This is a genomic window from Pirellulimonas nuda, from assembly GCF_007750855.1.
Lineage (GTDB): Bacteria > Planctomycetota > Planctomycetia > Pirellulales > Lacipirellulaceae > Pirellulimonas > Pirellulimonas nuda.
Window position 1 is genome coordinate 2684454 of sequence record NZ_CP036291.1, and the last position, 26067, is coordinate 2710520.

At 64.5% G+C, this 26067-nt stretch carries 21 protein-coding genes; 11 read left to right on the forward strand and 10 right to left on the reverse strand.

Translation table 11 applies throughout. The features are described from left to right. Positions 1-13 precede the first annotated feature (13 nt). The 4 genes from Pla175_RS10860 to Pla175_RS10875 are packed head-to-tail and all read left to right on the forward strand — an operon-like array spanning position 14 to position 2485. Positions 14-553 carry a QcrA and Rieske domain-containing protein gene (locus Pla175_RS10860; RefSeq protein WP_197527419.1) on the forward strand — a complete coding sequence of 180 codons (540 nt, stop codon included), beginning with the start codon at positions 14-16 and terminating at the stop codon, positions 551-553. Then, positions 550-774 carry a DUF6755 family protein gene (locus tag Pla175_RS10865; RefSeq protein ID WP_197527420.1) on the forward strand — a complete coding sequence of 75 codons (225 nt, stop codon included), beginning with the start codon at positions 550-552 and terminating at the stop codon, positions 772-774. Before Pla175_RS10860 ends, Pla175_RS10865 begins: the two co-directional genes overlap by 4 nt. Continuing rightward, positions 771-1940: a tellurite resistance/C4-dicarboxylate transporter family protein gene (locus tag Pla175_RS10870; RefSeq protein WP_145284165.1), complete on the forward strand. Its 1170-nt coding sequence runs from the start codon at positions 771-773 to the stop codon at positions 1938-1940. The genes Pla175_RS10865 and Pla175_RS10870 overlap by 4 nt, the downstream gene beginning before the upstream one ends. Further along, entirely contained in the window at positions 1937-2485 is a 549-nt protein-coding gene (locus Pla175_RS10875; RefSeq protein ID WP_145284169.1) for a DUF488 domain-containing protein, read from the forward strand. The genes Pla175_RS10870 and Pla175_RS10875 overlap by 4 nt, the downstream gene beginning before the upstream one ends. Positions 2486-2782: 297 nt before the next feature. Here Pla175_RS10875 and rnk read toward each other — a convergent pair whose 3' ends face one another. Both rnk and Pla175_RS10885 read right to left on the reverse strand, forming a co-directional pair. Further along, positions 2783-3199 carry a nucleoside diphosphate kinase regulator gene (rnk, locus tag Pla175_RS10880; RefSeq protein ID WP_145284172.1) on the reverse strand — a complete coding sequence of 139 codons (417 nt, stop codon included), beginning with the start codon at positions 3197-3199 and terminating at the stop codon, positions 2783-2785. 31 nt (positions 3200-3230) lie between these two features. After that, a complete protein-coding gene (locus Pla175_RS10885; protein ID WP_145284175.1) occupies positions 3231-3494 on the reverse strand; it encodes a hypothetical protein in 264 nt (87 codons plus the stop codon). Between the two features lie 667 nt (positions 3495-4161). On the opposite strand from Pla175_RS10885, the gene Pla175_RS10890 reads away from it, so the two are divergent. The 6 genes from Pla175_RS10890 (at position 4162) to Pla175_RS10915 (ending at position 12000) form a co-directional block, all read left to right on the forward strand. Beyond that, positions 4162-4575, forward strand: coding sequence for a GreA/GreB family elongation factor (locus Pla175_RS10890; RefSeq protein WP_145284178.1), 414 nt, complete (start codon positions 4162-4164; stop codon positions 4573-4575). 112 nt (positions 4576-4687) lie between these two features. Next, positions 4688-5920 carry a PAS domain-containing sensor histidine kinase gene (locus Pla175_RS10895; RefSeq protein WP_145284181.1) on the forward strand — a complete coding sequence of 411 codons (1233 nt, stop codon included), beginning with the start codon at positions 4688-4690 and terminating at the stop codon, positions 5918-5920. Then, entirely contained in the window at positions 5913-7310 is a 1398-nt protein-coding gene (locus tag Pla175_RS10900; RefSeq protein WP_145284186.1) for a sigma-54-dependent transcriptional regulator, read from the forward strand. Before Pla175_RS10895 ends, Pla175_RS10900 begins: the two co-directional genes overlap by 8 nt. A 167-nt stretch (positions 7311-7477) precedes the next feature. Beyond that, positions 7478-8515: a beta/alpha barrel domain-containing protein gene (locus tag Pla175_RS10905; RefSeq protein ID WP_145284189.1), complete on the forward strand. Its 1038-nt coding sequence runs from the start codon at positions 7478-7480 to the stop codon at positions 8513-8515. 207 nt (positions 8516-8722) lie between these two features. Beyond that, complete coding sequence (locus Pla175_RS10910) at positions 8723-10603, forward strand: glycoside hydrolase family 97 protein (protein WP_197527421.1); 1881 nt, start codon at positions 8723-8725, stop codon at positions 10601-10603. Between the two features lie 161 nt (positions 10604-10764). Continuing rightward, complete coding sequence (locus Pla175_RS10915) at positions 10765-12000, forward strand: TlpA family protein disulfide reductase (protein ID WP_145284195.1); 1236 nt, start codon at positions 10765-10767, stop codon at positions 11998-12000. Positions 12001-12140: 140 nt separating this feature from the next. Here Pla175_RS10915 and Pla175_RS10920 read toward each other — a convergent pair whose 3' ends face one another. Continuing rightward, the gene (locus Pla175_RS10920) at positions 12141-12554 is read right to left on the reverse strand and encodes an ester cyclase (RefSeq protein WP_145284198.1); all 414 of its coding nucleotides are present in this window, start codon (positions 12552-12554) and stop codon (positions 12141-12143) included. 300 nt (positions 12555-12854) lie between these two features. Between Pla175_RS10920 and Pla175_RS10925 the strand changes: the two genes are divergently transcribed. Then, the gene (locus Pla175_RS10925; protein ID WP_145284202.1) at positions 12855-14204 is read left to right on the forward strand and encodes a Gfo/Idh/MocA family protein; all 1350 of its coding nucleotides are present in this window, start codon (positions 12855-12857) and stop codon (positions 14202-14204) included. Between the two features lie 280 nt (positions 14205-14484). Here Pla175_RS10925 and Pla175_RS10930 read toward each other — a convergent pair whose 3' ends face one another. From Pla175_RS10930 to Pla175_RS10960, 7 genes are all read right to left on the reverse strand, one after another. Further along, positions 14485-14916 carry a hypothetical protein gene (locus Pla175_RS10930; RefSeq protein WP_145284205.1) on the reverse strand — a complete coding sequence of 144 codons (432 nt, stop codon included), beginning with the start codon at positions 14914-14916 and terminating at the stop codon, positions 14485-14487. A 120-nt stretch (positions 14917-15036) separates the two neighbouring features. Further along, positions 15037-16098, reverse strand: coding sequence for a DUF1559 domain-containing protein (locus tag Pla175_RS10935; protein ID WP_145284208.1), 1062 nt, complete (start codon positions 16096-16098; stop codon positions 15037-15039). Between the two features lie 75 nt (positions 16099-16173). Continuing rightward, on the reverse strand, positions 16174-20370 hold the full coding sequence (locus Pla175_RS10940) for a beta strand repeat-containing protein (RefSeq protein WP_145284211.1): 4197 nt from the start codon (positions 20368-20370) through the stop codon (positions 16174-16176). Between the two features lie 115 nt (positions 20371-20485). Beyond that, positions 20486-22324, reverse strand: coding sequence for a sulfatase-like hydrolase/transferase (locus Pla175_RS10945; protein WP_145284214.1), 1839 nt, complete (start codon positions 22322-22324; stop codon positions 20486-20488). 148 nt (positions 22325-22472) lie between these two features. Beyond that, complete coding sequence (locus Pla175_RS10950) at positions 22473-23345, reverse strand: LamG-like jellyroll fold domain-containing protein (RefSeq protein WP_145292051.1); 873 nt, start codon at positions 23343-23345, stop codon at positions 22473-22475. A gap of 502 nt (positions 23346-23847) precedes the next feature. Beyond that, positions 23848-24282 carry a DUF1559 family PulG-like putative transporter gene (locus Pla175_RS10955; RefSeq protein WP_145284217.1) on the reverse strand — a complete coding sequence of 145 codons (435 nt, stop codon included), beginning with the start codon at positions 24280-24282 and terminating at the stop codon, positions 23848-23850. 388 nt (positions 24283-24670) lie between these two features. Continuing rightward, complete coding sequence (locus Pla175_RS10960; RefSeq protein WP_315851498.1) at positions 24671-25948, reverse strand: IS701 family transposase; 1278 nt, start codon at positions 25946-25948, stop codon at positions 24671-24673. Positions 25949-26067: the final 119 nt, after the last annotated feature.

Here is a 26067-nt window from a genome sequence, read left to right on the forward strand (position 1 = left end):
AGGAGACCACAACGTGGAAGCGGACACCCCAGCCTCAACGCGATTCCCCGACGGCCGCCCCGAACAGGAGCAGCCCAAATGGCGCCGCGACTTCCCGATCGACGTCGACGCCGACGAGTACGGCGCCCGCCGCGACTTCACCAAGTTCTTGGTGCTCACCAGCCTGGCGTTCGTGTGCGGGCAGTTCTGGATCGGGCTGCTGAGCCTGTTCCGGGGGGGCCCCACGGCCGAGCAGAAGATCGCATCTGTGGGCGATGTCGAGGTCGGCAAGGCGATAACCTTCCACTACCCCACCGAGCGCGACCCGTGCCTGCTGATCCGGCGGTCGGAGGACGAGTTCCTGGCCTACTCGAGCCAGTGTACGCATCTCATGTGCCCGGTGATCCCGGAACTACAACACGACCGCCTGCACTGCCCCTGCCACCGCGGAATGTTCGATGTCGCAACCGGGCGGCCCACGGCCGGCCCCCCGCGACGCGCCCTGCCGCGTATCAAGCTGCGGATCGACGCAGATGCCATCTACGCCACCGCGGTCGAGGAGGGAGCATCGTGAGCAATCCAGATCGCACACGGGGCCAACGCCTGACGATCGTTCACGGCATCCTCTGCATCGTGTTGGTGCTGGTGCTCATGCAGCTCTGGCTGCTGACCGCCACGATGAACATGTGGCTCGGCGGGAATAGCCGGATCGTCTGGCCAGCCGCCATGGCCAGCACCGTCTGCTTGGCGCTGAACGCCGGGCTGTTGCGGTACCTCTTCCTGCTCGACCGATGAGCCCCACTCCCGCCACCCCGACAGGACCCTCGATTGGGCCCCCAATTGAGCCCCCGAGCGACCGCCGGCCGACGCGCACGCAGCGGCTGTTCGACGACATCGCGACCCTCAACCCCGCCTACTTCGCGCTGGTGATGGCGACCGGCATCGTCTCGCTCGCCAGCGCCCTCATGGGCATGCCGCGAATTGCTGTCGGGCTGTTCTGGCTGAACAACGTGGCCTTCCTGGTGCTCGCGGTTCTGTTCGCGGTGCGGCTGGCCCTGTTCCCTGCGCGGTTCGTCGAGGACCTCATCGACCACCGCCGCGGCGTGGGCTTCTTTACCGCGGTCGCGGCCTGCTCGGTGCTTGGCGTGCAGTACCTGCTGATCTCGGAGTGGCGTGGCGTGGCGGTTGGGTTGTGGTGCTTGGCGACGGGGCTGTGGTTCGTGCTGACCTACGTAATCTTCACCAGCTTTGCGGTGAAGGAAGTAAAGCCGACGCTTGCCGAGGGCATCCACGGCGGCTGGTTGGTGTCGGTGGTGGGAACCCAGGGGGTTTCGTTGCTCGGCGGCATGTTGGCTGATGGCTTCGGAGCGTACTCCGAACAGGTCCTGTTCTTTGCGCTCGCCATGTGGCTGGGCGGGGGGATGCTGTACATCTGGATCATCTCGCTGATCTTCTACCGGTATTCCTTCTTCCCCATGAGCCCGGCCGACCTCGCGCCCCCCTACTGGATCAACATGGGCGCGATGGCGATCTCAACGCTCGCGGGCGCGTCGCTGATTGCCCACGCCGATAGCTCGGCCCTCCTCGGCCAGCTAACCCACTTCCTGAAGGGCTTCACGCTGTTCTTCTGGGCGACCGCTACGTGGTGGATCCCCATGCTTCTGACTTTGGGTGTCTGGCGGCACGTCTACAAGCGGTTTCGACTGACGTACGACCCGCTGTACTGGGGCGCGGTCTTCCCGCTGGGGATGTACACGGTTTGCACCTTCCGGCTGGCCGGGGCGCTCGACGCCCCGTACCTGCTGTCGATCCCCCGCGTGTTTGTCTACGTCGCGCTGCTCGCCTGGTTGGCGACGTTCGGCGGGATGATCGGGATGCTGGTGCGGCGCTACGGGACGCCGTGGGCGCCACAATCGACAGCCGGCAGCGCACAGGGTGCGCCGAGCCAGGATCGGCAATGAACGCCAAGACAATCTGGACCGTCGGCCACTCCAACCACACGATCGAAGCATTCCTCGGGCTGCTCGTCGGCTCGTCGATCAAGCTGCTGGCGGACGTCCGTCGTTTCCCGGGTTCGCGTCGGCAGCCCCAGTTTGGCGGCGACGCGCTCCGGAACGCGCTACACGGATCGGCCATCGGTTACCGCCACTTCCCGGACCTCGGGGGACGCCGGCGTGAGCGCCTGCCGAACTCTCCCAACACCGGGTGGCGCGTCGAGTCGTTCAATGCGTATGCGGACTACATGCTCAGCGAGCCCTTCTCAACGGCCCTCAACCTGCTCGAGTCCGAGGCGGCCGCGGTTCCAACTGCGCTGATGTGCGCCGAGGCCGTCCCCTGGCGATGCCACCGCCGGTTGATCGGGGACGCGCTGCTGGTGCGGGGATGGGACGTGCAGGACATCTTCTCGGCGGGGCGGATCACGCCGCACAAGCTGACACCCTTCGCCCGGGTAGAGGGTTTGTGCGTAACCTACCCCGCTCTCACGTCGGAAGCCGCCGATGGTTGAGCGCTGTATAGACGAGTTGGTGGTTCAGGCTCTGACCGCTGAGTTCTAGTCGGCGCCCCCCTCGAAGCAGCTCACTGAATTGTTTCACCCGCAGTGAGACTTGTCCGCACGTTGGTTAGCAATGACCTCCGGGGACGTTAGCGGCAGCGTCAGCCGCCGCAACTTCAGGTTCATCTCGCGCCGCCGATGCGGGGCCTCGGCTATCTTGCGGCGGCGCGCCTCGGTTAGAGCCGCCGGTTTTCGCCGAGCAGGACGCTCGCCTCATGCCGCAGAGAAGGCCCCCTTGCACTTGACCCGCTACGCAACGACGCCGTCACGTTCTGGCTGGAACAGCAGGGCTTCGATCACCATCTTGGCGGTCCCTCCCGGCACCTCCCAGCAGACCGTGTCGCCGACCCGGTAGCCCAGGATGGCGGTGCCAATGGGGGCCAGGACAGAGAGCTTGCCCTCGGCGATATTCGCTTCTTCAGGAAAAACGAGCGTGAAGACTTCGGCCTCACCTCCCCCTGCCTCTTGGAGACGCACGACCGAGTTCATTGTGATCACGTCGTGGGGAACCTGTTCCGCCTCGACGACGCGGGCGATATTCAGCTCTCCCCGCAGCGCACGCAGGTACGACGCGTCGCGGAAGGCGCGGCCGAAGTCGCTGAAGAACAGGTCTTCGAGCCGCCGATGGTCGTCTTTGGTGATGACGATGTGCTGCTTCGCTTTCATGGTGGGGCGCCGCTTCATTTTAAAGAGTGGCTCAGTTTGGCGTGATCGGGGTGGAGAACAACTCTGGCCAGAAAAAGTAAACGACGTGCAGCAAGAGAAACGGCGTTAGGGCGATGGCCGCCCCGACAATCGCGACCCGAGTGATCAATGCGTCCTCGGGGTCGTCCGACACCGCCGGCAGCGACGGATCGAAGCAGTGAGCATGTCCTATCGACGCGTCTAGACTCGCGCGGCTAGTACGAGCCGGGGCAGAATGGGTGCGTGCTAGGCGGTTGTCTCTCCGTAAAGTAGTCATGGGGAGCCTCCGAAGGAGGAGAAGGCGAATGGTGGCCACACGGCGTCTGCTTCGCTCGGAACTGACTCAACGCAATATGCGTGCCATGTGCAGGAAGAACCGTCCGGCATTGCGATGCCGCAGGACAACTTCCTCATCCTCGGCGGGCCGGAGGCGTCAGCCCCTAGTACGCGTGCTTCCTCCCCTAAGGACGGGGCGGGCGTTGGCGGTGTCGCCATTGGGCGACACTGTCAATCTGCCGCGACGCGTGCGGACTAGCATTGACTGTGCGCCGCCGAACTTTTCAAGAGGCACGCCGTTTGCCTACTAGGTTGCTGAGACAAACCAGTGCGGTTCATTTCTAGGAGGCGTCGGTCATGTCGTTCTCTGCTTCTCAGCGACCCGTCGGGAGACTAATGCAATCGGATGAGGCGTCGCTCCGCGGCCAGCTGGCCGTTCTAGCCTTCGTCGCGTTGGCGATCTGGTTTCGAGCGATCGTCCTGAGCGGCGCACCGGATTTTCAAGCTCCAGAGCCGATCAACCATTCGACGCCGGCGGCCGTAGAGCCAGCACCTTGGGAGTGATGTCGCAGGAGTCACTACCGCTTGGCCCGATTCAGGGGCGTGCGGGTAGAATCGTAGGGATCGATAAGCTCCCAGGGATATCACGGCCTTGAAGAGGTAGAGCGATGAATCCAACGCTAGTGTTCACGGAGACAGATCGGCGGCGACTAGGAGGCCTGCTGCTGTCCCACGAGGCGCGGACTCAGGCGCCTTGGGGGCGGCTAGACGAGCTGCTTTGGCAGCTCGAGTCGTCTGAGGTGACCGACTCCGAGTCGGTCCCGGACGATGTCGTCACCATGCATTCCATGGTTCGGCTCGTCAGCGAGTCGTCGGGAGCGACGATGACCCGCTCGGTGGTCTACCCCGAAGACGTCGACCTGTTCGACAATGCGGCATCGGTGCTCGATCCCTTGGGGAGCAGCCTGATTGGCTGCGAGGTCGGCGATACGGTAGACTGCCGACAAGGGGACGGAGTGGATCGTTGGCGGATTGTGGACATCTTCTATCAGCCGGAACGAGAAGGCCACCTCCACCGCTAACCCTCATCATTCGGCGGCGAAAGACGTTACGCTGAAATGGCGGCCCGCCGCGCCTTTGTGATAGAGCAGACGGGAGTTCGTTCTGAGCCGTTCCAAGGATAGAACCGTCTCCGTGAAACCAGGTCACGACCCTGTCCGACCAGAAACGCCAACGCCCGCCGCTGCCGTCGGACGCGACGGGATTAGTGACGCTTTGTTCCGTGCGGTGGCTGATTCTACCTACGACTGGGAGAGCTGGCACGAGCCGGGGGGGCGGCTCATCTGGGTGAACTCGGCGGTGGCGCGTCACACGGGCTACACCCCCGTCGAGTGCCTGGCGATGAGCGACTACCCGCTCCGCATGGTCGCCGACCAGGACCGTCAGCGTATCGCCCAAGCGATGGAAGACGCACAGCGCGGCGCTTCGGGCAACGACCTGGAGTTCCGCTCGATCCATCGCGACGGCCAGACGCGCTGGATGGCGGTTTCGTGGCAGCCGATGCGCGACGACGCGGGGCGGCGCCTCGGCTTCCGCACCAGTGTCCGCGATATCACGGAGCGGAACGAGCTCCGCGAGCAGCTCCGGCTCCACACCGAACACTTGGAGCAACTGGTTCAGGAGCGGACCGCCCGCATCGCTCAGTTGGAGCGGCACCGCCGCCAGATGGAGAAGCTGGCAGCGCTGGGTCAGCTGGCGGCCGGGGTCGCCCACGAGGTGAACAACCCTTTGGCCGGCATCCGCAACGCGTTCGCTTTGATCAAGGGGGACTTGGCGCCCGACCACGCCCACTACGACCTACTAGAGCTGATCGACGGCGAGATCGAACGGATCAGCTCGATCATCCATCAGATGTACCAGCTCTACCGGCGCCACCCGCAGCCGGCGCAAGAGTTCGATATCGAGCGGACCGTGGCGGGCATCGCGACGCTGCTGGACGGCGTGGTCCGCCAGCAACAGGTGGTTCTGGAGATCGAATCGATCGGCCCCTCCGTCCCGGTGTTACTCCCCGAGGGGGAGGTAAAGCAGATCCTTTACAACCTGATCCGCAATGCTGTGCAGGCCTCGCCGGCCAACGGGGTGGTGACCATTCACATCGACCGAACCAGCGACCCGGTCCGAGTAGCCGTTGCGGACCAGGGCGCCGGCATCGCCACGGACGTGCTGCCGCGCATCTTCGATCCGTTCTTCTCCACCAAAGGCGCCGAACCGAAGGGGGGGATGGGTTTGGGGCTCTCTGTCTCGCGGAGCTTGATCGAGGCGATGGGGGGCGCAATCGAGGTCGAGTCACACGTGGGTCGCGGCAGCCGGTTCACTGCCCAGTTTCCCGCCCGCTTCGGAACACCGGAAGAAGGCCCTCATGACTGACTCGCCGACCGCCAGGATCTTGATCGCCGACGACGAGCCCCTCTACCTGCGGACGACCGGCGAATTGCTGCGCAAGGCCGGCTACTCCTGCGAGTGTGTCGGCGACGCCCGCGCGGCGGTCGAAGCGCTGTCGCGGGAAACGTTCGACCTGGTGCTCTCCGACCTCAACATGCCGGGCAACGCGGAGCTTGAGCTGCTGCGACAAGGGCGGGCCCGCTGGCCCAACACGCCGCTGATCGTGGTCACGGGCGTCCCCTCATTGCCGACCGCCATCGAGAGCGTCCGCTTGGGGATCGCCGACTACCTGCTGAAGCCCGTGCGGTTCGACGACCTGCTTTCGAGCGTGCGACGCGCCCTCGCCCGCCGTCCACTCGCCCCGCCGGCCGCCGAGCGCGACGAGATCGAGCGACGAGCACTTGCGGCGCGGTTCCCGGAGATCATCGGCGACAGTCCCCCGATGCTCGAACTGTTTGACGTGATCGACCGCGTCGCCAAGACGGACGCCAATATCCTGATCACCGGCGAGAGCGGCACCGGCAAGGAGGTGACCGCGCGGGCCATCCACCGTCACAGCCCGCGGGCCCAGCACAACTTTCAGGTGATCGATTGCACCGCCGTGCCGGAGACGCTGTTCGAGTCGGTGCTGTTCGGGCACGTGAAGGGCTCGTTCACCGGAGCGGTGAAGGACCAGGAGGGCCTGCTGCGCCGCTGCCATCTCGGCACGGCGTTCTTTGACGAGATCGGCGAGCTCCCCGGGCCGCTGCAGGCCAAGCTGCTGCGGGTGATCCAAGAGCAGACATTTACCCCGGTGGGCAAGAGCGAGCCCGTACAGGTCGATACGCGTTTCCTTTGCGCCACCAACCGCGACCTCGAGCTAGAGATGAACGCCGGCCGGTTCCGCCGCGACCTGTTCTACCGGCTGAGTGTGATCCACCTCGAACTCCCCCCGCTCCGACAGCGGGGTGGCGACGTCGTGCTGCTGGCCCAAAAGTTCCTCACGGACCTGCGTCCCAACGATTCCCATGTAGAGGGCTTCTCCGACGAGGTGCTGGACTGCTTCAAGCGGTACGCCTGGCCGGGAAACATCCGCGAGCTGCGCAATGTAGTCGAACGGGCCGTGGCGCTTGAGCGGTCCGATCAGATCGGGACCTCGTCGCTACCCCCTGCCCTGCTGGCGTCTGCGCCAGACCGTTCGGTCCGCCGCGAAGGGGCTGCCGGCGCTAGCCGCGAGCAGGCCCTCGAAGAGGCCGAGCACGCGTTCCTGATCTCCCTGCTGCAGCAGCACCAAGGCAATGTCTCTCACGCCGCAGAGCAGGCAGGAATGTCGCGGCAGGGGATGCACAAGCTGCTCAAGAAGCACGCCATATCAGCCGCCCGCTTCCGCGACTAGCGGACCGCCGGAAGGACTTCGAAGAGGCGCCGGCCCGTGCCGACCGCCGACAGCCAGTAGCGGATGAGCTACGATCGGTAGCGGCCCAGACCGCTAGACGTCCCCCTGTCCCCAACAGCCATCCCGTTACTTTCCGCCGCTCGCCGCCAAGCCGCGCCGATCTGTCCATGAACCACCTGCAACCTCCCCAACCCAAACGCCTCGACGAGAAGCTGGCCGAGATCCGCGCCGATCCGACCGGGTCGAACGCGTTCATCCTGGCGGACGCCAAGGACGCGGACATGGCGTTCGGTTGCCTCGCGCCGGGTCGCCGGCGCGACGGGTCGCTCAAGTCTCGGCCAGAACTGCTCGACGCGATCCGCGCTGTGTCCGAGCAGGGACTCATCGACTTGATGCTGATGAGCGCATCGAGCGTCGAGCGGTTGGTGATCGAGGAAGGGCTGTTCCGCGAGTCGGCGGTCACCCCCGCGGGACGCATCAACGATTCGACCGACATCTGGGTAGTGCGCGGGGGCCGGTACACCGGCGAGCCATCGCATCCGTTCCGCACGGCGACCCTCGACCACCTCAAGCACGGGCGGCTGGTCGAGGACGCGTCGCTCCCGGGGCCGGGGGTCGACCTTGGGCTCTACAGCATCACCCCCACGGGCGACCTTGAGGCCGACGTGCGTACGCTTGAGGCGTTCGCCCAGTTCCGGGTCGAGGCAGAGCAGAAGCGGTTCAGGTACTTCCTCGAAGTCTTCAATCCCAACGTCGCCAGCACGCCCGCGATCGACGACGTGGGGGCGTTCGTCAACGACTTCATCGCTCGGACGCTGGCCGGCGTTACGTCGGCGGGCCGGCCCCAGTTCTTGAAGGTTGCGTACAACGGTCCCAGGGCGCTCGAAGAGCTGGTGGCCTACGACCCGAGCCTGGTGGTCGGCGTGTTGGGAGGTTCGGCGGGCACCACGCGTGACGCGTTCCAGTTGCTGGCCGACGCCCGCCGGCACGGCGCGCGGGTCGCCTTGTTCGGCCGCAAGATTAACTCGGCGGAAGACCAACTGGCCTTCGTTGAGCACCTACGCCAGATCGCCGACGGCGGGGCAGAGCCCGCCGACGCGGTCCGCTCCTACCACGCACGCATCAAGACTCTGGGGCTGGCCCCCAACCGACCTCTCGACGACGACCTGCAAGTCACCGAGCAGTCGCTTTGCTACGGCCGCTAAGTCGCGGCGCATCCGGGGCGCCGGAGCTCGGCCCTAATCGATCCCGGCGACTGCCAGCGACCTATCGATTCACGCGTGGCCCGTGCTGCGGCGTCCATCCGCCGTGCCTCTTTGTCGCCCCCTACGGGGAAGAATGACACGGTGATGGCCGCGGTTTACAATCTCGCGAGAAGTAGACTCAACCGCGAAACATTGAAAGGTCCCAGAATGCCCCTCAACACAAGGTTCCTGCTGGGAGCCGCTGTCGTTGCCGCTACCTGCGGCGCCACAGACGCGTTCGAGGCAAAGGTCGCCTCGCCGAACGGGTCTCTCTCGATCGGCTTCTCCCTGAGCGAGCTCGGCGAGCCCGCCTACCACGTTTCGACAGACGGCAGGGCGCTGTTGTCGCCGTCGCGGTTGGGGTTTGAACCAACCCTGACAGACGCATTCACGAAGGTAGCCGACTCGCGACGTTCGGTGCGTGACTCATGGCGGTTCGAATTCGGCGAGCGGGCGGACATCCCAGAAGCCTACGAAGAGATGACTATCGGGCTCGAGCACCGATCGGGCCTGAGGGTCAACGTCGTGATGCGGGCCTACGACGAGGGCGCCGCGGTCCGGTACGAGTTCCCGCGTGAGCAGAAGGATGGCGTCAGCTTAGAGTTCGAGGGCGAGCACACCGAGTTCCGCTTGCCGTCGGGGACCAAGGGCTACGAGGAGCACGGCACCGAGGGCCCTTATGAGCTCCGCCCGGTTTCCGAGATCAAGCCGTACTGCGAGCGGCCCCTGACAATCGTTCTGCCGGGCGGCGGGTACGCGGCGATCTGCGAGGCGGGCAACACCGACTACCCCCGGATGATGCTCTCGCCGCTCGACGGCGTCGAAGGCGCCCTCGTGAGCGCGCTGGGAGGGCGAACCACCAACACCGAGTCCGAGCACATGCGCCACGACCCCTCGGTGTCGATGCGTCCCGGCGACGCGACGCCGTGGAGGCTGTTGCTGGTGGGCAAGACGCCGGGCGAGCTGCTTGAGAACAACTACCTCCTGCTCAACCTCAGCCCACCCTGCCGCCTCGCGGACACCTCGTGGATCAAACCCGGCAAGGTGATGCGTGCGGAGCTCACCACGGCAAGCGGCAAGGGGGTGATCGACTTCGCCAAAACAGCGGGCTTGAGCTACGTCCACTTCGACGCCGACTGGTACGGCCCAGAGCGGAGTCGCAGCTCCGACGCGACCAGGGTCGAGCCTGCTCGCAGCAGCAAGCTGGATATCCAGGAGGTCGTCGACTACGGCAACGAGCGGGGCGTTGGCGTGTTGGTCTACGTCAATCAGATCCATCTCAAGAGCCAGCTCGAGGAGATCCTGCCGCTCTACGAGCGGTGGGGGATCAAGGGGGTCAAGTACGGGTTCGTGCCGGTCGGCCCGCAGGCGGAGACCCGTTGGCTGACCGACTCCTTCGCGCAGGCGGCCGAGCATCACTTGATGGTCAATGTGCACGACGGGTTTCGCGCCAACGGCATCAATCGGACGTTCCCGAACCTGATGACGGTCGAAGGGATCCGCGGCAACGAGCGCATGCCGACCGCTGCGCACAACTGCACGCTCCCCTTCACCCGCTACCTGTGCGGCATCGGCGACTACACCGTTTGCTACTACAGCCCTCGGATCCAGACCACGCGGGCCCACCAGCTTGCGATGGCGGTCGTCTCGTTCAGCCCGCTGCAATGGATCTTCTGGTACGACGGCCCGGAGAAGTACACGGGCGAGCCCGAGATCGAGTTCTTCCGAGAAGTGAAGACCGTTTGGGACGAAACCCGTGTGCTGGAGGGAGAAATCGGGGAGTACGCCACCATCGCGCGACGGAGCGGCCAGGAGTGGTTCATCGGACTGATCAACGCGGACCAACCGAGGCGAACGAACCTGCCGATGGACTTCCTGGCGCCCGATCGGGAGTACGAGGCCACCGTCTACTACGACGACCCGAAAGTGAAAACCAAGACGCACGTCGGGGTCCGCCGGCAGAGGGTCACCGCCGAATCCTCGCTGGAGGTCGAGATGTTCAAGTCCGGAGGCGCCGCCATCTGGATCCGGCCGGCGCCACCGGAATGATGGGCCGGGCGTTCTGCCCCCCCTTGCGCGGACAGGCTATGCTGGTCGGACAGCGACGTTACCGAGCCCTACCCTCGCACGCCGAGCCTTGAGCCCGGCGCTGGTGGTCGGGCTGGGAACCTGAATCTAAGCAAACACAAAAATTCTCGGGTGAACAGAATATGACAGTGCTCTACGTGATCGTGATCATGGCGGCGGTGGCTGCGACCGCCCCGCAGGATATCCAGGTGACGCTGGACGTAGTGGACAGCGGTGCGACGTCCACAACCGGGCGCTACCTGGGCCGTCGCCTCCAGTTCTCGGAAGAAAAGCCGGAGGGCGTCACCCGGACCCCTGACGCGGCGGCTGCACGGTACGGCGCCATCGAGATCGGGCCGAAGGGACTCGAGAAGACAATCGTCTTCATGATCGACGAGCCCGTGGTCGGTGAAGCTTCGAAACTCTATGTCGACGCCAACGCCAACGGCGACCTCACCGACGATCCTGCGCCAACATGGGTCGCGCATACTTTCAAGAACGCCGACGGCGTTCAGTCGACCCGCATGACGGGCGACGTTACGGTGCCGATGAATTACGGCGGCGCCGAGCGACAACTTGTGCTGGGCATGTACAAGAAAGACGTTCGCGGTCCGGAAGAAAAATCCAGAGTCTTGTTTTACTGGAGCGAGTATCACCGGGACGCAAAGGTCGCGCTCGGCGATAAGGAGTACTCCACGGTACTGGTCGATCGATGGGTCACCGGTGATTTTTCCACGCCGAAGTCGTCGCTCGCTGTCGACCTGAACGCGGACGGCAAGTTCGCTTCCGGAGAAGAGTTCGAGACCAGCAAGCCGTTCAATATCGGCGGCGTCACCTACGAGTTCAGCAACATCGCTCCCGACGGGTCCTCGTTCACGCTCGTTCGATCCAGCAAGCACGTCGATGAAACCCTGCCACAGATCGATGTATCGATCGGCAAGAAGGTCCCAAACTTCAAGGTCACGTCGACCGACGGCGACGCGATCCAGTGGCAGTCAACCTACAAGGGCAAGGTCGTGATGCTCGACTTCTGGGCCACGTGGTGTGCGCCCTGCATGAAGGAGATGCCCGGTCTGGTCGATACCTACAACAAATTCAAGGATAGCGGCTTCGACGTGCTCGGCGTTAGCCTGGATCGGGAGGACGCCCTGGAAAGAATCAACGACGTGACCGACAAAAACGGCATGACCTGGCATCAGATCTACGACGGCAAGTACTTCCGGTCGGCCCTCGCCGGGACATTCGGGATCCGATCACTCCCGGCCGCGCTGCTCATTGATGGCGATACGGGCGAGATCCTTGCTTCGGGCGACAGCCTCCGCGGCGAGGAGCTGGAAGCGACGGTGGCCGCCGCGATCAAGCAGAAGGCGATGGAGTGAGTAGGCCGAGCCCAATGGCTCGCGCCTGAACGCTGCATCGGCCAGTGCTTCTCCCGGGTTCCGGACCGCGCTGAAGCGTGGATCGGGACCGGCGCTGCGCCCACCCAATCGTCGACCACGTCGCCTGGGTCTAACCAGGCTCATCCGGGCGCCGCCCCAAGCTGTTGCATCAGAGACATCGTATCCATCAAGATCCGTGTCGATTGGATCTTCGATCCTTCAAAACGATCGACCACCATGCCCCACACGCTCACGGCGCGGTTGGTCGCCGGCATCCCGAAGAAGTCGCCGCGGTGGGTTCCGTCCCAGACAAACCGCGTCAAGACCCGGTCCCCCTCGGCGATCTGTTCTTCGACGCGCCAACGCATGTCCGGGAAGGCGGTCCGCAGCGCGGTTAGGGTCGCCTCCAGGCCCGCGAGCCCGGGGCCTTGGCCCGGGAGCGGGACCTCCTCCACCATGTCGGCATGAAAGAAGTCGCCGGTCGCTGAGACCTCGCCCGAGGAGAGCACCCGGTCGATAAACTCGCGGACGCGGGCCTTGTTCTGTTCGATCACCGCGGCTCCTGGAAGAGTGGGTTGGGGATGCGCCTACAGCTTCCTGAGAACGCGGCCTGGAGTCAACCTTAACGAGCCGGGCGAATGGGCCCCGCGCGTGTATCGCTGCTGCGCCGCATCGGCCGTGGCGCCAAGCGTGCCCGTTCTCATGCGAGCTGCCGATGGTGTGCCGGGCGCTGGGCGCCGCACTTTTCGTATACATCTCACACCCGGGACGCTAGGATGGTTGCAGGGTCGTTCGAGACGAGGCCTTCAAGCAGCGTGGCAAGCCATCAGCGAGACACCTTGGAATCGGAACCCATGGAACGCCGCCATTTTCTTCAAGCCGGTATCGCCGCCTTGGCGGCCAACGCCGTCGGTTCTCACGCATTCGCGAGGAACGTAGACAAGCGCCCCCGAGTCGGGCTGATCGGTGCGGGGTGGTACGGGAAGACAGACCTCTATGCGCTCTGCCAGGTGGCGCAGGTCGAGGTCGTTGGGCTGGCCGATCCCGATTCCCAGATGCTCGATCAGGCCGCGCTGCGAGCGGCCGGTTGGCACGGGGCGAAGACGCCGCCGCATAAGTACCGCGACTATCGTGAGATGCTTCGGGACCACGAGTTCGACATCGTCCTGATCGGCACCCCCGACCACTGGCACGCGCTGCCCATGATCCACGCGGTCCAGCAGGGCGCCGACGTCTACTGTCAGAAGCCCATCAGTGTGGATGTCGTCGAGGGCCAGGCCATGCTCTCCGCTGCCAGGCGCCACGAGCGGGTCGTGCAGGTCGGCATGCAGCGTCGCTCCACCCCGCACCTTGTTCAAGCTGTCGAAGAGGTGATCGAGCAAGACCTATTGGGGAAGATCGGCCATGTCGAGATTTGTTGCTACTACCACATGCGGAGCAACCGCAACGTAGAGAGCATCGAGCCACCGCCCCATCTCGACTACGACCTCTGGACGGGTCCGGCCCCCATGCGGCCGTACAACCCCCTGGTGCACCCGCGCCAGTGGCGGCTGTTTACGGAATACGGCAACGGGATCATGGGTGACATGGGGGTTCACATGCTTGATATGGTGCGGTGGATGCTGAAGCTGGGGTGGCCCACGCGCATCTCCTCCAGCGGTGGCATCTATGTCGACCGCGGGGGCGCCGCGAATATCCCCGATACTCAGACCGCCACCTTCACCTTCCCCGAGTTCAATGCCGTGTGGACCCACCGCACCTGGGGGAATAGCGCCAAGCCCGACTACCCGTGGGGGGCGTACATCTACGGCGAGAAAGGGACACTCAAGGCTAGCGTGAGTCGTTGGGAGTTCGAGCCGTATGGAAAGGGGAAGAAGCTTGGCGGCGAGGTGGTCGAGGAGTTCGACAAGTACCCACAAGACTTAGATCAGAAAGACCTCGACCCCTCGACCGCGGTGGCGAACCGACAGCACCAACGCGACTTTCTCAAGGCGATCCAGGAGCGGAGCCGCCCCGTTGCAGACATTGAACAGGGGCACATCTCGGCCGCTAGCTGCATCCTCGCCAACCTTTCGATGCAGCTAGGCCGAGAGCTCGCCTGGGACCCAAAGAAACGCGACGTCATCGACGACGCCGACGCGAGCAAGCTTCTTGCGAGGCCTTATCGCGAGCCCTGGACCCATCCGCAGCCGGTCGACGCGTAGCCAGCCTGCCCGGGCGGCCGTCTAGGATCGGTCGCTTCTCTTGTTCGGCACTGGATTTTCGTAGGAGGCGTCATGCGCCTCGATCGGGCGGGTTCTAGTCTCGCAGGATCTTGGCGAGGGCGCAGTGCTCGGCCTGACCCGAGCGGGTCGGAGCGTTCCGGCCAGAGCGTGCTGTTCGGCGTCAACCACCGTGCAAGCGTGCCCGCGTTGAAGGATCGCCACTTCTGACTGACGAAGGGGCGGGCCCGGCACGCCGAGCGGGTGTGCGAAGCGGGGCTTTTCACCGCGCGGCGTCAAGCGGTAGATCGAGCTTTATCGCGTCGCCGCCCGCCTCGACATCGAGGGTGTAGCCGCTGGTCAACATGCGGGTGTACTTGTCGTCGATGTAGCTCACTTCAGGGGGGCCGCCGGCCGATGGGGGGGTCTTCCAGCACTGGATGGAGATCCGGTACTTGCCCGGGAGCAGCCCATCCCCCGCTTTAAACGTGCCGGCGCGGTACTTTCCCGATACTCCAAATGGGGCCGTGCCGGGACGCATGGCGCCCCCGGTAGGGACGCTGACGGGCGAGAAAACGATCACGCCATCGACCGGCGGGGCCTCTCCGGCGACCGTGACCAGACCGGTGACCTGCACCATCGGATGCTTCGATCCGCCACAGCCGGAGGACGCCAGCAGACCCGCCGCTGCCGCCAACATGAGCAAGGATTTCACGGGACTTTCTACCTATGCGTCGTTGTGGGGTTGAGAGTTTCCCCGTTTTAGCCGATCGGTTCGAGGGGCTCTATCCTCGACGCCAGGAAAAGAATCACGTTGGCAACGCGTCGCCAGACCCTATCGCGGAGGGGGAACGGTTCCGTCGGTTTCTACCGGCGGCGTTTCGCCCACTTCGCCGTCGGCTCGCGAGCCGTACGAGTTGTACACGTAGTAGTTGATGTCTTCCGCAGCGAACTGCACGCTGCCATCGACAAGCGTAAAGTGCGACCCCCCTGGGTGACGGCTCTTAAAGCCGCAGGCGTGATACCAGAGGTCGTCGGTGATGGTGGCCGAGCCCGGGGGGATGAACGTATTGATTGGGATCGACGTGCTCGCGACGGGGTGGTTGCCGCCAAAAGCCGCGTTGTGTGCGCACTCGTTAGGGAGCGATTCGCCAACGATATAGGTCTTGGAGGTGCCGTCGGTCACTCTGGCGATAGTGATCTCGGGGAGCGCAGCGCGGTGCAGCATGCCGTAACCATCCTTCTTTTCGGTCGATCCGAAAGCGTTGCCGCGACAGCAGTACGAACCAATCTTAGGGCTGGCGCCGCAGAACTCACATCCGCGTGCCCCGCCACGTACGTTGCCGTCCGCGGTGTTGCCAACCGATCCGGGGTACGAGAGCGCTAGTGACCCCGCGATAGCCCGCGTGGTTGGGTACGGCGTGAGCGACCCAGTGTTCCGTCCTCGCATGCCCCCCACAAACGGGTTCGAGGCGATATCGTCGCTTGGGCAAAGTAACCCCGCGATGAGCTGCTTCGACGCCTGCGTGTTCGCGACGTTGTCCAGGTTCACGGTTAGGTTAAACTGGTCGTACTCATTCTGCGCCTCCATGTAGGGCAGGATCGCTACCACCCAGTTCGGCCCAGGAATCATCGAGCAACCAGTTCCATTGGTTGTTCTGCAAGGGGCGCCGGGCGGGAATTGGCCCTGGGCGTCGTGATAGTTGAGCAGGGCGATGCCGATCTGCTTGAGCTGATTTTGACACTGCGATCGGCGTGCGGCTTCTCGGGCGGCCTGCACTGCCGGGAGGAGCAACGCTACCAAGATGCCAATAATGGCGATGACCACCAGCAGTTCGACGAGCGTAAAGGCCCGTTTGCACACCGGCCGGACGGGACGCACTTTAGCGTGAAACATGGTCGTTCTTCCTTGGGAGTGGTTTGCCGAATTGCGGGTCGTGTTTGGGTGGGCGGCGATCCGTGGGAGCCGTTCTTAGGCGCTTAGCAACGTCCGTCGCAAGCGACGAGGCGTCAGGGTGGCGCAGAAAATCGCCGCCACGACTAGCGCGCTCGGTTCTGGAACCGCGGTGTTTCCGAGGGCGGCAAAGTTCAGCCCCCCTAGTCCGGCGTTCTGCAGGCCGGTGTGCAGGATGAATGCGTCTCGCAGGTCCGTCACACCGTCGAAGTTCAGATCCCCCTTGGCGTAGCTGTTCAGGTCCCCGACCAATCGGTTGTTCACTAGGTTTCGGTTCTCCCACCCCGCGAGGAAGGCGTTGGAGTCGAGCGAGTTGACCACCCCGTCCGGCAGGCCCCCAGCTCCCGTGAAGTCGCCCGGGATGGCGCTCAGCTTCGACGCGGCAAAGGCGTTGTCGGTCGCAAAGTTGAAGGGCCCTCGCTGCAGCCCGTTTGTGGTGGTTCCGATGACGAACATCGACATGTCATCCACAACGCCGGTGAAGAACTCGGTCGTGCCGACGGTCCCCGAGACCCCCGTGTTGGCGCCGATCACCAACGGGAAGTCCGAGTCGGCGTAGGCGCGGCTGTCGGTCGCAACTGCGACGCCGTTTACGTAGAGGACAGACAGGTTGCCGGCGGGGTTGACGAGCTCAACGTGCGACCACGCGTTCGTGGCGGCCGCCAAGGTGGAGGTGGTGCTGGTGCCGCCGTAGTTCATCTGCCAGAGGCCGGCGGCGGTGATGGTGACGCCGTGCTGGTTCGAGTCTTGCACGACCCGCTGGAGCGTGCCGACCGCGCTCGGGCGGACCCAGAGCTGGAAGCCCCGGTTGTTGAGGCCGCTGTAGTCGAGGTTGCCGCCGCCGGCGGTGGACGAGGCCGTCAGCGAGGGGCGATTCAGGTTCGCGCCGCTGAGGAAGCTGGCGCCGTCGAGCGTGATTCCTACGGCGCCGGCCGCGGCGCCGGGTCGGCTGAGGGCGCCCGCGCCCGTGGACGAAACGTTGGCGTACGTCGCCGCGCCGGACGCCGCCAGGTCCTGAAAGGTGCCCGTCATCGACACGCCGGCGCTGTCAAAGGTCACGCCGCCAACGATCGGATTGCCGGCCGCGCCCCCCTCGGTTTCGCCGAAACGATAGATACGATCATCAAACTTCGCCTGGGAGGTCGCCGCCCACCCCATCAGCAGCGCCGCCGCGCCGAGAGCGGCCGCCCGACGATGCCGCCTGGCGTGCGGGGCGCCCAGCAAAACGCTGGCGAGGATCGTCAGCAGCAAGGCCGCGGCCGGCTCCGGAACGGCCCCGTTCCCGGCGACCGCGCCGAGCGCGGGGAGCCCAAAGTTGCTCTTCCAGACCGCGTAGTCGGCCTGCGTCACCGAGCCGGGAGTCGTGTCGTTGGGGAGCACGGCAGAGGTCCCCAGCCTATCTCGCCACACGGTGTAGTCGGCCGCGTCCACGTGGCCGTCGTTGTTGTAGTCGCCGTTCAGGCCCGCGGGGCCGGTGACGTAGGCGACATTCCCGTTCACAAACGTCCCGTTTGCGAGTTGATAGGTAAACGTCAGGTCCTGGGCGTCGGTGGTCTTGAAGATGGCTCCCAGGTTGATGGGGGTCATGCCGTCGGCGAACAGGGAGGCCCCTGCCCCACCAATGCCCAGGAACGCTTCTCCCAGAATCTTGTCGGTGGCCACGCCCCCTTCCTCCCAGCCGTTGCCCGTGCCGTTTCCGGCGGGGAACCCGGCAAGGTTTTGATCTTGCAGGCTGTTCCAATTCGCGGGGACCAGGGAGCCGCCGTTGCTGGCGACGTCGTCGCTCGAGATCTGGTAGAAGCCCGCGGAGAAATCGGCGCCCGAGGCGTTCTTGATGTACACCCGGCCGGTGTTGGTTTCGACCTCGAGCGTTAGGAGTTGCGGCGCGGGGGGGAGGGCCAGCGCGGCGATCTCCGAGTTGCTCAGCGCGTTGTTGTAGATGCGAAACTCGTCCAGCAGCCCCGTGAAGCCGTTCGGGATGGCCCCGCCGGTATCGATCGACGTGGTGCCGATGCCAAACGCCGAAGCAGCCGTATTGATCGCTTGCCCCGTGCCGCCCCCGCCGGTGGCGGTTACCGCAAGCGCGGAGCCATTGAGGAACACATCGACGTTCGCGAAGGTCGAGGCGCCCGCGTTTACGCGAACCGCCAGGTGATGCCAACCCGCGTTCGCGCCCAGGAAGTCGAATCCGGCGCCATAGGTGATGTTGCCGCCGAAGTGCCGCAATCGGATGCCGCCTGCCTCGAGCCCTACGTCGAGCGCTTGGCCCCCGACGTTGGTCCCGTAGCCGAACAGCTTGTTCTGGCCGACGCTCGCGGAATGGTTGAACCACAGCGAGAAGGTCCGCTCGGCGGTCCCCGACGGGACGGCGCCGGACGCGACCGTCATCAGGTTCTCGAAGTCGCTCAGCATCACGGTGGCGTTCCCGCCTGGGGCGTTGTCGTTCAAGAAGGAGTAGGCCTGTCCAAAAACGCCGACGGCCCCGGTGGTGATGTTGGCGCCCCCGTTTGTGCCCGTGGGGGCGGCGTTGTTGGCGCCGGCCAGGTCGGTCTGAGCTTTCGTCCCCGACACAATGTTCGTGTCGTCGAACGAGTAGCGGGCGATAAGAACGGCGCTTGCGGGAGACGCGGCGAGCGTCGCAACCATGGCCCCAAGCAGGAGCACTAGCGGCTTGCAGCGCCGCCCAACGTGGAACAGCATCGAAGAACCCTCGCGGCGTGATTTGGAACGGAACAGACAAGCAGCAACCATCAACGCCAAGCCGCCGGCAAGCGAGCTGTGCTCTGGCACTGCCGACGAGACGGAGGCGAACGCCCCGATACCGTTGGCGGCGTCGAACGCGGTGCGGAAAGCAGAAAAATCGAAGCGGTCGGTGTCGCCATCGCCGTCGAGGTCGCCCCGGGCGTAATTCGCCAGGCCGGTGGTCGTGTAGGTGGAGAACAGGTTCGAGCGGAAGACGCCCCAGTCGGCGGCGTTGATGGCGCCGTCGAAGTTCAGGTCTCCGGTCTGGAAGTGCGCGTCCCCATTGCCTGTGTAGAACACCGAAGCGTTAACAATGCTGCCATCGGCCAGTAGCAGCTCGAACGCGATGTCTTCGGTCGGGTTGCGGGTCCAGAGCCCGCCCGATTGGCTGAAGTTCACGCTTTGCGCGTTGGCGAGGAAGCCGCCGTTGCCCCCTTCCAGCTCGGCTTCGGCGAGACTAGTGGTGCTTGTTGCGGGGGAAAGCACGGTCCAATCGTTGTCTGTGTCGACCGACTTGTCCCCCGATTCGTCGTACGCGGTGCTGATCTTGGTCCAACCTGTCTGGTTGAGGGCGCCGGCCGTGCTCAGCAGGCGATAGCCGAGAATGTTGGCGGTGGCGCCACTGTGTGAGAGCAGAATCCCGCCGGTACCCCGATTCACGGTTATGGCGAAGGTGGGCGTGGCGGGCGCCGAGGCCAGCGTCACGATCTCTGAATTAGACAGAGCGTTGTTGTAAATGCGGAAGTCATCGATCAGGCCGTTGAAGCCGTTGGTGGTTGCGCTGCCGCCGGCGGTGTTCGACGTGTTGCCGATGCCGAGCGGTGAGCTGGTGGTCGCCAGCGTGTCTGCCAGGTCGATGGCCAACGGGTCTTGGGGCGCGAGCAGCGAGCCGTTCAAGAAGATATCGACGTTCGCAAAGGTCGTGGCGCCCGGGTTGACGCGGACCGCTAGGTGGTTCCAGCCCGCGTTGGCGCCGAGAAAATTGAGCCCGGTTCCGTAGGTGATGTTGCCGTTGCCGTTTCTGATCCGGACGCCCCCCGCTTCAAGGCCGACGTCGAATCCTTCGCCTGTGGTGGCGTCCATGTCCGTGTTGACATCGCCGTAGCCGAACAGCTTGTTCTGTCCGCTCAGGGCCAGTTGATTAAACCAGGTGGTGAACGTCCGCTCCGCGGCGCCGGACGGCGAGACCCCGGCGGGGACAGCGAGCAGGTTCTCGTAGTCGGTGACCGCGGCGCCGGCGCCGGCGCCGGCGAAACGGAACGCGTCCGCGAAGTAGCCCGATTGCCCGGTGGTGATCCCCGTTCCGCCGTTCGTGCCGGTGGGGACCGCGTTGTTTGAGCCGACGACGTCGAGGGCCGTCTTGCCGCTGATGCTGGCGTTGTCGAAGGTATAGCGGGACACCAGCACCGCAGATGCCTGTGCTGCGAGCAGCAAGGTTACGCTGAGAAAGGCGAGCGTTGCTTTCCAGTTCATGGTCTTATGCCTTTGTGTCGTATCTGCTTGCTGAGAAGAGCGGCGTGGAATCGCGTTTGGCGTGCGGGGGGGCGATCGGTCCGCGAGCGTACCGGACTCGCGGGGTCGCTGCGTCCTAAAGTTGGCGTAGCAAGACGAGGAGCGTGGAACCAACTATGAGCGCGGCCGAGCCGGGTTCTGGCACCGCGGCACTATCTAGTGCCGACAGTGCGTTTGGCCCGTGTGCCGCAGCGTAGGCTTCGCGGAACGAAGCGAAGTCGAATCGGTTGATCAGGCCGTCCTGCGTGATGTCTCCCAGAGCGTAGGCGGCCTGCGGGTCGAGGTTGGAGACGTCGGAAAAAAGGTTCTGCCTCAGGATCGACCAGTCTTCCGGATCGATCTGCCCACTGTTGTTGAAGTCGCCCGGGACCAACGCGAACAGCACGTTCGGTGCGGCAACCGGTTGTCCGGTCGCCCGGCTGATGGGCATCTGGGCGTCGACGTCGATCAGGTAGTCGCGCAGCGCCTGGCTCAGGTTCAGCGCCACCATTGGGTTGTCGGCCAGTACGTTGGTGGTCTCCGACAGGTCCGTGGCCAAGTTGTAGAGCTCGTAGTGCCGATCTTCGTAGAAGAAGATCAGCTTCCACTGGTCGTCGCGGACCGCGCTGACGAACGAGCCGCCAGAGATCAGGGCGCTGCTGTTGTCCTGAGGGCTGACGTGCGGGTAGTGCCAGAATTGAAAGCCACGGTCGTACGCCTGTCCCTCGAGCGCGCTGAGAATCGAGACGCCGTCGATGTCGGTGTTCTGTGGGACCGTCGCCGAACCGAGCGCCCCGGCCGCGTCGAGGAAGGTGGGGTAGAGGTCTTCGGAGGAAGTGCGGGCCGTGGAGATCACGCCCTGCGCGATCGAGGCGTTTCCGGTCCAGCTCACGATCTGGGGCGTGCGGATGCCCCCCTCGTACATGCTCCCTTTTCCATCGCGTAGCGGGAGGTTTCGCGTGGGGCTCCCTTCGGCGCCGTACAGACCGCCGTTGTCCGACGCGAACACAATCAGCGTGTTGTCGCGGATGCTGTCGCTCATGTTGCCGTCGCCGTTGGGGTCTTCCAGGCTGTCGAGCAGGGCGCCGAGCGACTGGTCCATCTTCTCAACCATCGCCGCGTAGGTCGGGTTGTCGTGCTCCTGCAGGTTGACCCCCTGCGACTGCAGTGTGCTGATCTTCTGCTGGTACTTGGCAACAAGGTCCGCGGGGCCCTGGAGCGGCGTGTGGACGAGGTAGTGGGCCAGTTCCAGGAAGAAGGGCCCCTCCGCCTCATCGGCGATGAACTCGGCGGCCTTCTCCGAGAGCGCGTCGGAGAGGTACTTGTCAGACGGGTAGGTTCCGGGTGTGTTGAGCCCCGGCATCTGCGCCCAGGCGCCGTCGCTTCCGGCAAAGAACCCGCCATTGCTGCCCGGGTTGCCGAAGGTCCCGCCCCCGACGTTCACGTCGAACCCGTTCTGCAACGGGTCGGCACCGGCGTTGCCGGCTTGGCCGAGGTGCCACTTTCCGAAGAACCCTGTGCGGTAGCCATCGGCGGAGAGGGCTTCCGCGATCGTGGTCTCGCTGGCGGCGAGGTTCTTGGTCCAGTTCGGCTGGGTAAGATTGGCGGTGCTGACGCCAGAGCCGGAGATCCAGTCGGTAATCCGGGTGCGGGCCGGGGTCTTGCCGGTGGTGATCGCGGCCCGAGTAGGAGAGCACACGGGGCACGCCGCGTACGCGTTGGTGAGGTTCTGCCCCTGCTGCGCAAGGCGGAGCATGTTCGGGGTCTCGTAGAGCAGGCTGCCGGTGGGGTTGAGCTGGGCGTCGCGTTGCCAATCGGTCCAGCCCATGTCGTCGACGAGGAACAGAACAACGTTGGGCTTTGCGTGAAGGTGCCCCGACACCAGGAACGCGGCGAGCGTCCCGAAGAGAGACAAGTGGCAGAATAAACTAGGCACGATGTGACGCCTCGGTTTTGAGCGGAACTGCTTGACGTTTGCGGTGGGGCATATCGGGGGCCCGCGCCGCGATGGACTAGCGGGGGGCGCCCCGACTCCCAAATGGGCGCCTTCCCGCTAGCCGGATCGGGTTGTGAAAAACGTGTGGTTACGCCGTTCGAGCAACGCAGCGTCTGGCCTTCATGCCGGTCAGCAGCGCGACGCCGGCCACGAGTGACAGCAGCGAACCGGGTTCGGGCACCGGCCGCGTCGCCAGTTGGCTGATCTCTGTGTTGGACAACGCGGTGTCGTAGATCTGCAGCTCGTCCAGCAAGCCGGTGAAGCCGTTTTGGATCGCCCCGCCGGTCGGAATAGACGTAGTGCCGATCCCAAAAGCCGATGCAGCAGTATTGAGCGTTGTGGCGGTGGAACCGGCGCCCGTAAGTTGGGCGCCGTCCAGAAACACATCGACATCAGCGAAGGTCGAAGCTCCGGGGTTAACGCGTACCGCCAGGTGATGCCACCCCTCGTTGGCGCCGCCGGTCGCAAAATCGTTGCCGGATCCGTACAGGATATTCCCGCCAAAGTGGCGGAGTCGGATGCCCCCCGCCTCGAGCCCGACATCGATCGCTTGGCCGCCGACGTTGGTCCCATATCCGAATAGTTTGTTCTGGCCGGAATCGGCTGTGGTCTGATTGAACCAGACCGAGATCGTCCGATCATTGGCTCCTGAGGGGACCGCGCCGGAGGCGATGGTCATTAGGTTCTCGAAGTCCGTGAGCGACTGCGTGGCGCTGCCGCTCGGGAGCGCGTCGCGGACGAAGGCGTACGCCTGACCGAACTGTCCCGCCTGGCCGGTCGTGATGTTCGATCCGCCGCCCGTTCCGGTCGGCGTGGCGTTGTCTAAGCCGACGAGGTCGGCCTGCCCCTTGGTGGCGCCCACGATGTCCGCATCATCAAACGAGTAGCGATGGACAAGCGCCCCGTGTGACGCGGGCGTCAACAGCAACGCCCCCAACAAGCCGCAGTAGGTGAGTCTCATTAGTCGAATCTCCCAGAGAAGTGAGCCCCCAGCAGCGCCGGCCGACACGGCCGCCCAGCCCCCAGGGGATTTAACAGGTCGGTTGCGGTGCGGAATCCGTACGGCTTAGCTTGGTGTCGGGCATTGAAGTAGTCCGCTCGCAAGCCCGCGCGGCCGCTGCGGACACGGGCGTGTAAAGTCTGTCTCTCTTGGCTGCCGGCTGCCTGACGACGACTGGTCGAGCGGCGATCGAGCAAGCCATCATGAGAGGGTCTGCGGAAGTAGGTGAAAGACAATGGGAACGCAGCGGAGGCCTACGTGCGCCACGCTACGTCTACCGTCAACTCAATCCAGGAAAGGGTTGTTCGCTCGACACAGTCCGAAAGTGAAAAGGCCTCGAACGAGGCGTCGCCGCAAGCTTGGGGAGCGTTGCTAGCTTACCTGTTCTATTCCCATCGACGGCCCATCCATCAGACTATCAGCTCGGCATTGTCATAGTTCGTAACAAACGTTACAGATTTGGTCATTCCGGAAATCGAACCGAGCGAAGCGCCTCCGTACGACTCCGAATGGTCTGTCCTGCCTTGAGGTTCGATTGGCCCGAGGGGTTCACGACCTGCGAGCGGTAGCTCTTGTTGCCGGTGAAGTCGAGCTGGTCATAGAGCGGTTGTTCCTCGATGAACCGAAGCGACTCGATCGCCCAATCGGATCCCCTCGCGTCGTGTCCGGCGACTGGGTCGTCGCTGTAGAACCTGTCGAAGAAGAGGCCACCCGGCGGCAGCGCGTTCTTGGACGACTCGTGATTCAGAGCCGCGATCCCCATTTGCTTGAGGTAGTTCTGACACTGACTGCTGCGGGCCGCTTCCCGGGCGGACTGCACGGCGGGGAGCAGCGCCACTAAGATGCCGATCACCACGAGCAACTCGACCAGCGCGGATCTATTTCCAAGACGCTTCATCGAAGGGTCGCCGCACGAGTCAAGGCGACAAAGCAATGAGCCCGTTTCATATCGCAGCCGGGGGGGTCGAAGCCCAGAAAAGAGCGGATGCACCAAACCGCGGACGCTACGCCGCCGGGCGCCTCGGACGGCGCTGCCGACGCCAGACCAAGTTCATTAATATCTACCGGCGGGTTCTTGTCAAATGCCGTATTTTGACTGACGAATTAGCACTACAGCGCTAGGTCACGTCCATCTGCAGCGTATCAGGCCTTTGAGAATGATGCCGTTTCTCCGCAGTTTTTTCAGGGTTCGCTTCCGGTGGGAGGCCCGCGCGGCGGCGTTGCGTTGTTGCCAGTGCTGGATGACGTTGGCGGTGTGCTCGATGAGCGTCGGCGAGGCCCGGCCGTTACGCTGCCAACTCGGCAGCAGCGCGCCGACGGCGGCGTGGACTTGGCAGACCGTGACCTCCGGATTTTTTCCCCCGCAGCCGTTCACGACAGCGGGCCAGGAACAAGTAGCTGACGCACGACAGGATCAAATGGCGTTTGAGACCGAGGTAACAGCGGCCCTCCCACTGATCGAGTCCGATCTCCTGCTTCTGGTCGCGGAAGCACCGTTCGACGCGCCACCGCGAGAACGCAACCAGCAACAACGTCTCGATGGTCGTGTCGGACGGGGCGTTGCTGATGAAATACTTCACCTCATCGTGGTTCAATGCGTTGCGGGCGACGAGCAGGTGGAGTTCGATCCCCGGCAACCCGTCGTCGTTCTTCATGACGATGCGGGCGTGCTTCGCCTCCCACACGAGCGGCCCCTTCTCGCCGTCCTTCACGTAGTACCGGGTCCACGCTTGATCGCGCAGCTCGGGCCAGTTCTCGGCGAGGTCTTGCACGCTCTGCGGGGCGCTCGCTGCGGCGACCAACCGCGGGACCTTGCGGGGCCGGCCGCGACCGCCGCGGCGAAAGGGTCGCTCCGTCACGCGCGGCCGGTCGGTCCAACACGAGAACGTCGTCGGGACCTCGGCGACGAAGCGTTGCTTTCGACCGTCCAAGCCCTGCAAAAACAGCGGCTTTCCGCCGTAGCCTTCGTCGAACGTCAGCCAGTCGAACATCACGCCGTGGGCCGCGGCCCGATCGCAAAGCTCCAGGGCGATCTTCCACTTGGAGCGGTAGACCATGTCCTCGGGAATGCCGGCGGCCCGACACCGCTGGCGGTCCTCCGACCAACTCTCCGGCAAGAACAGCTCGCCGTCGACCAGCGCGTGGAAGTCGCCGGTCGCGTAGCCCAAGTGGACCGTGACGATGCCGTTCTCCTGCTTGCCGACGCAGCCGCAGTACTGCCGCTGCACGCCGGGCGTCTTGTCCCCCTTCTTGACGTCGCTCGTTTCGTCGATCAGGCCGATCGAGTGCGGCCCCGCATGATCTCGGAGGACGATCTCTTGGAGTCGCCGGCGCACGGCGTCTTCGTCCCAGCGGTGCTGGGCCAGGAACTCTTGCAGCGTCCGCGGCGCCACTCCGGCGGCCAGCGCCATCGGCTCGCAACTCTTCGCGGGCAGTTCGGAGAGTTGGCCTTCGACGTAGGTTGGCAAGTGCGCACGAGTATCCCGACGCGAGAAACAGGCGTCGAATTCGTGCAAGTAACTCGTCAATTCCGGCTTCAAACGGCGGATCTCATCGGCGTCCATGCTAGCGGCCCTGCGCCAGGTCGCCCCCCTGCGACACCAACAACATGGCCGATCGCCCAAACGCAAACAAGATCAACGTAGCGCTGTAGTATTAGGTCAAGCCGGTCAGCGGGGCGGGA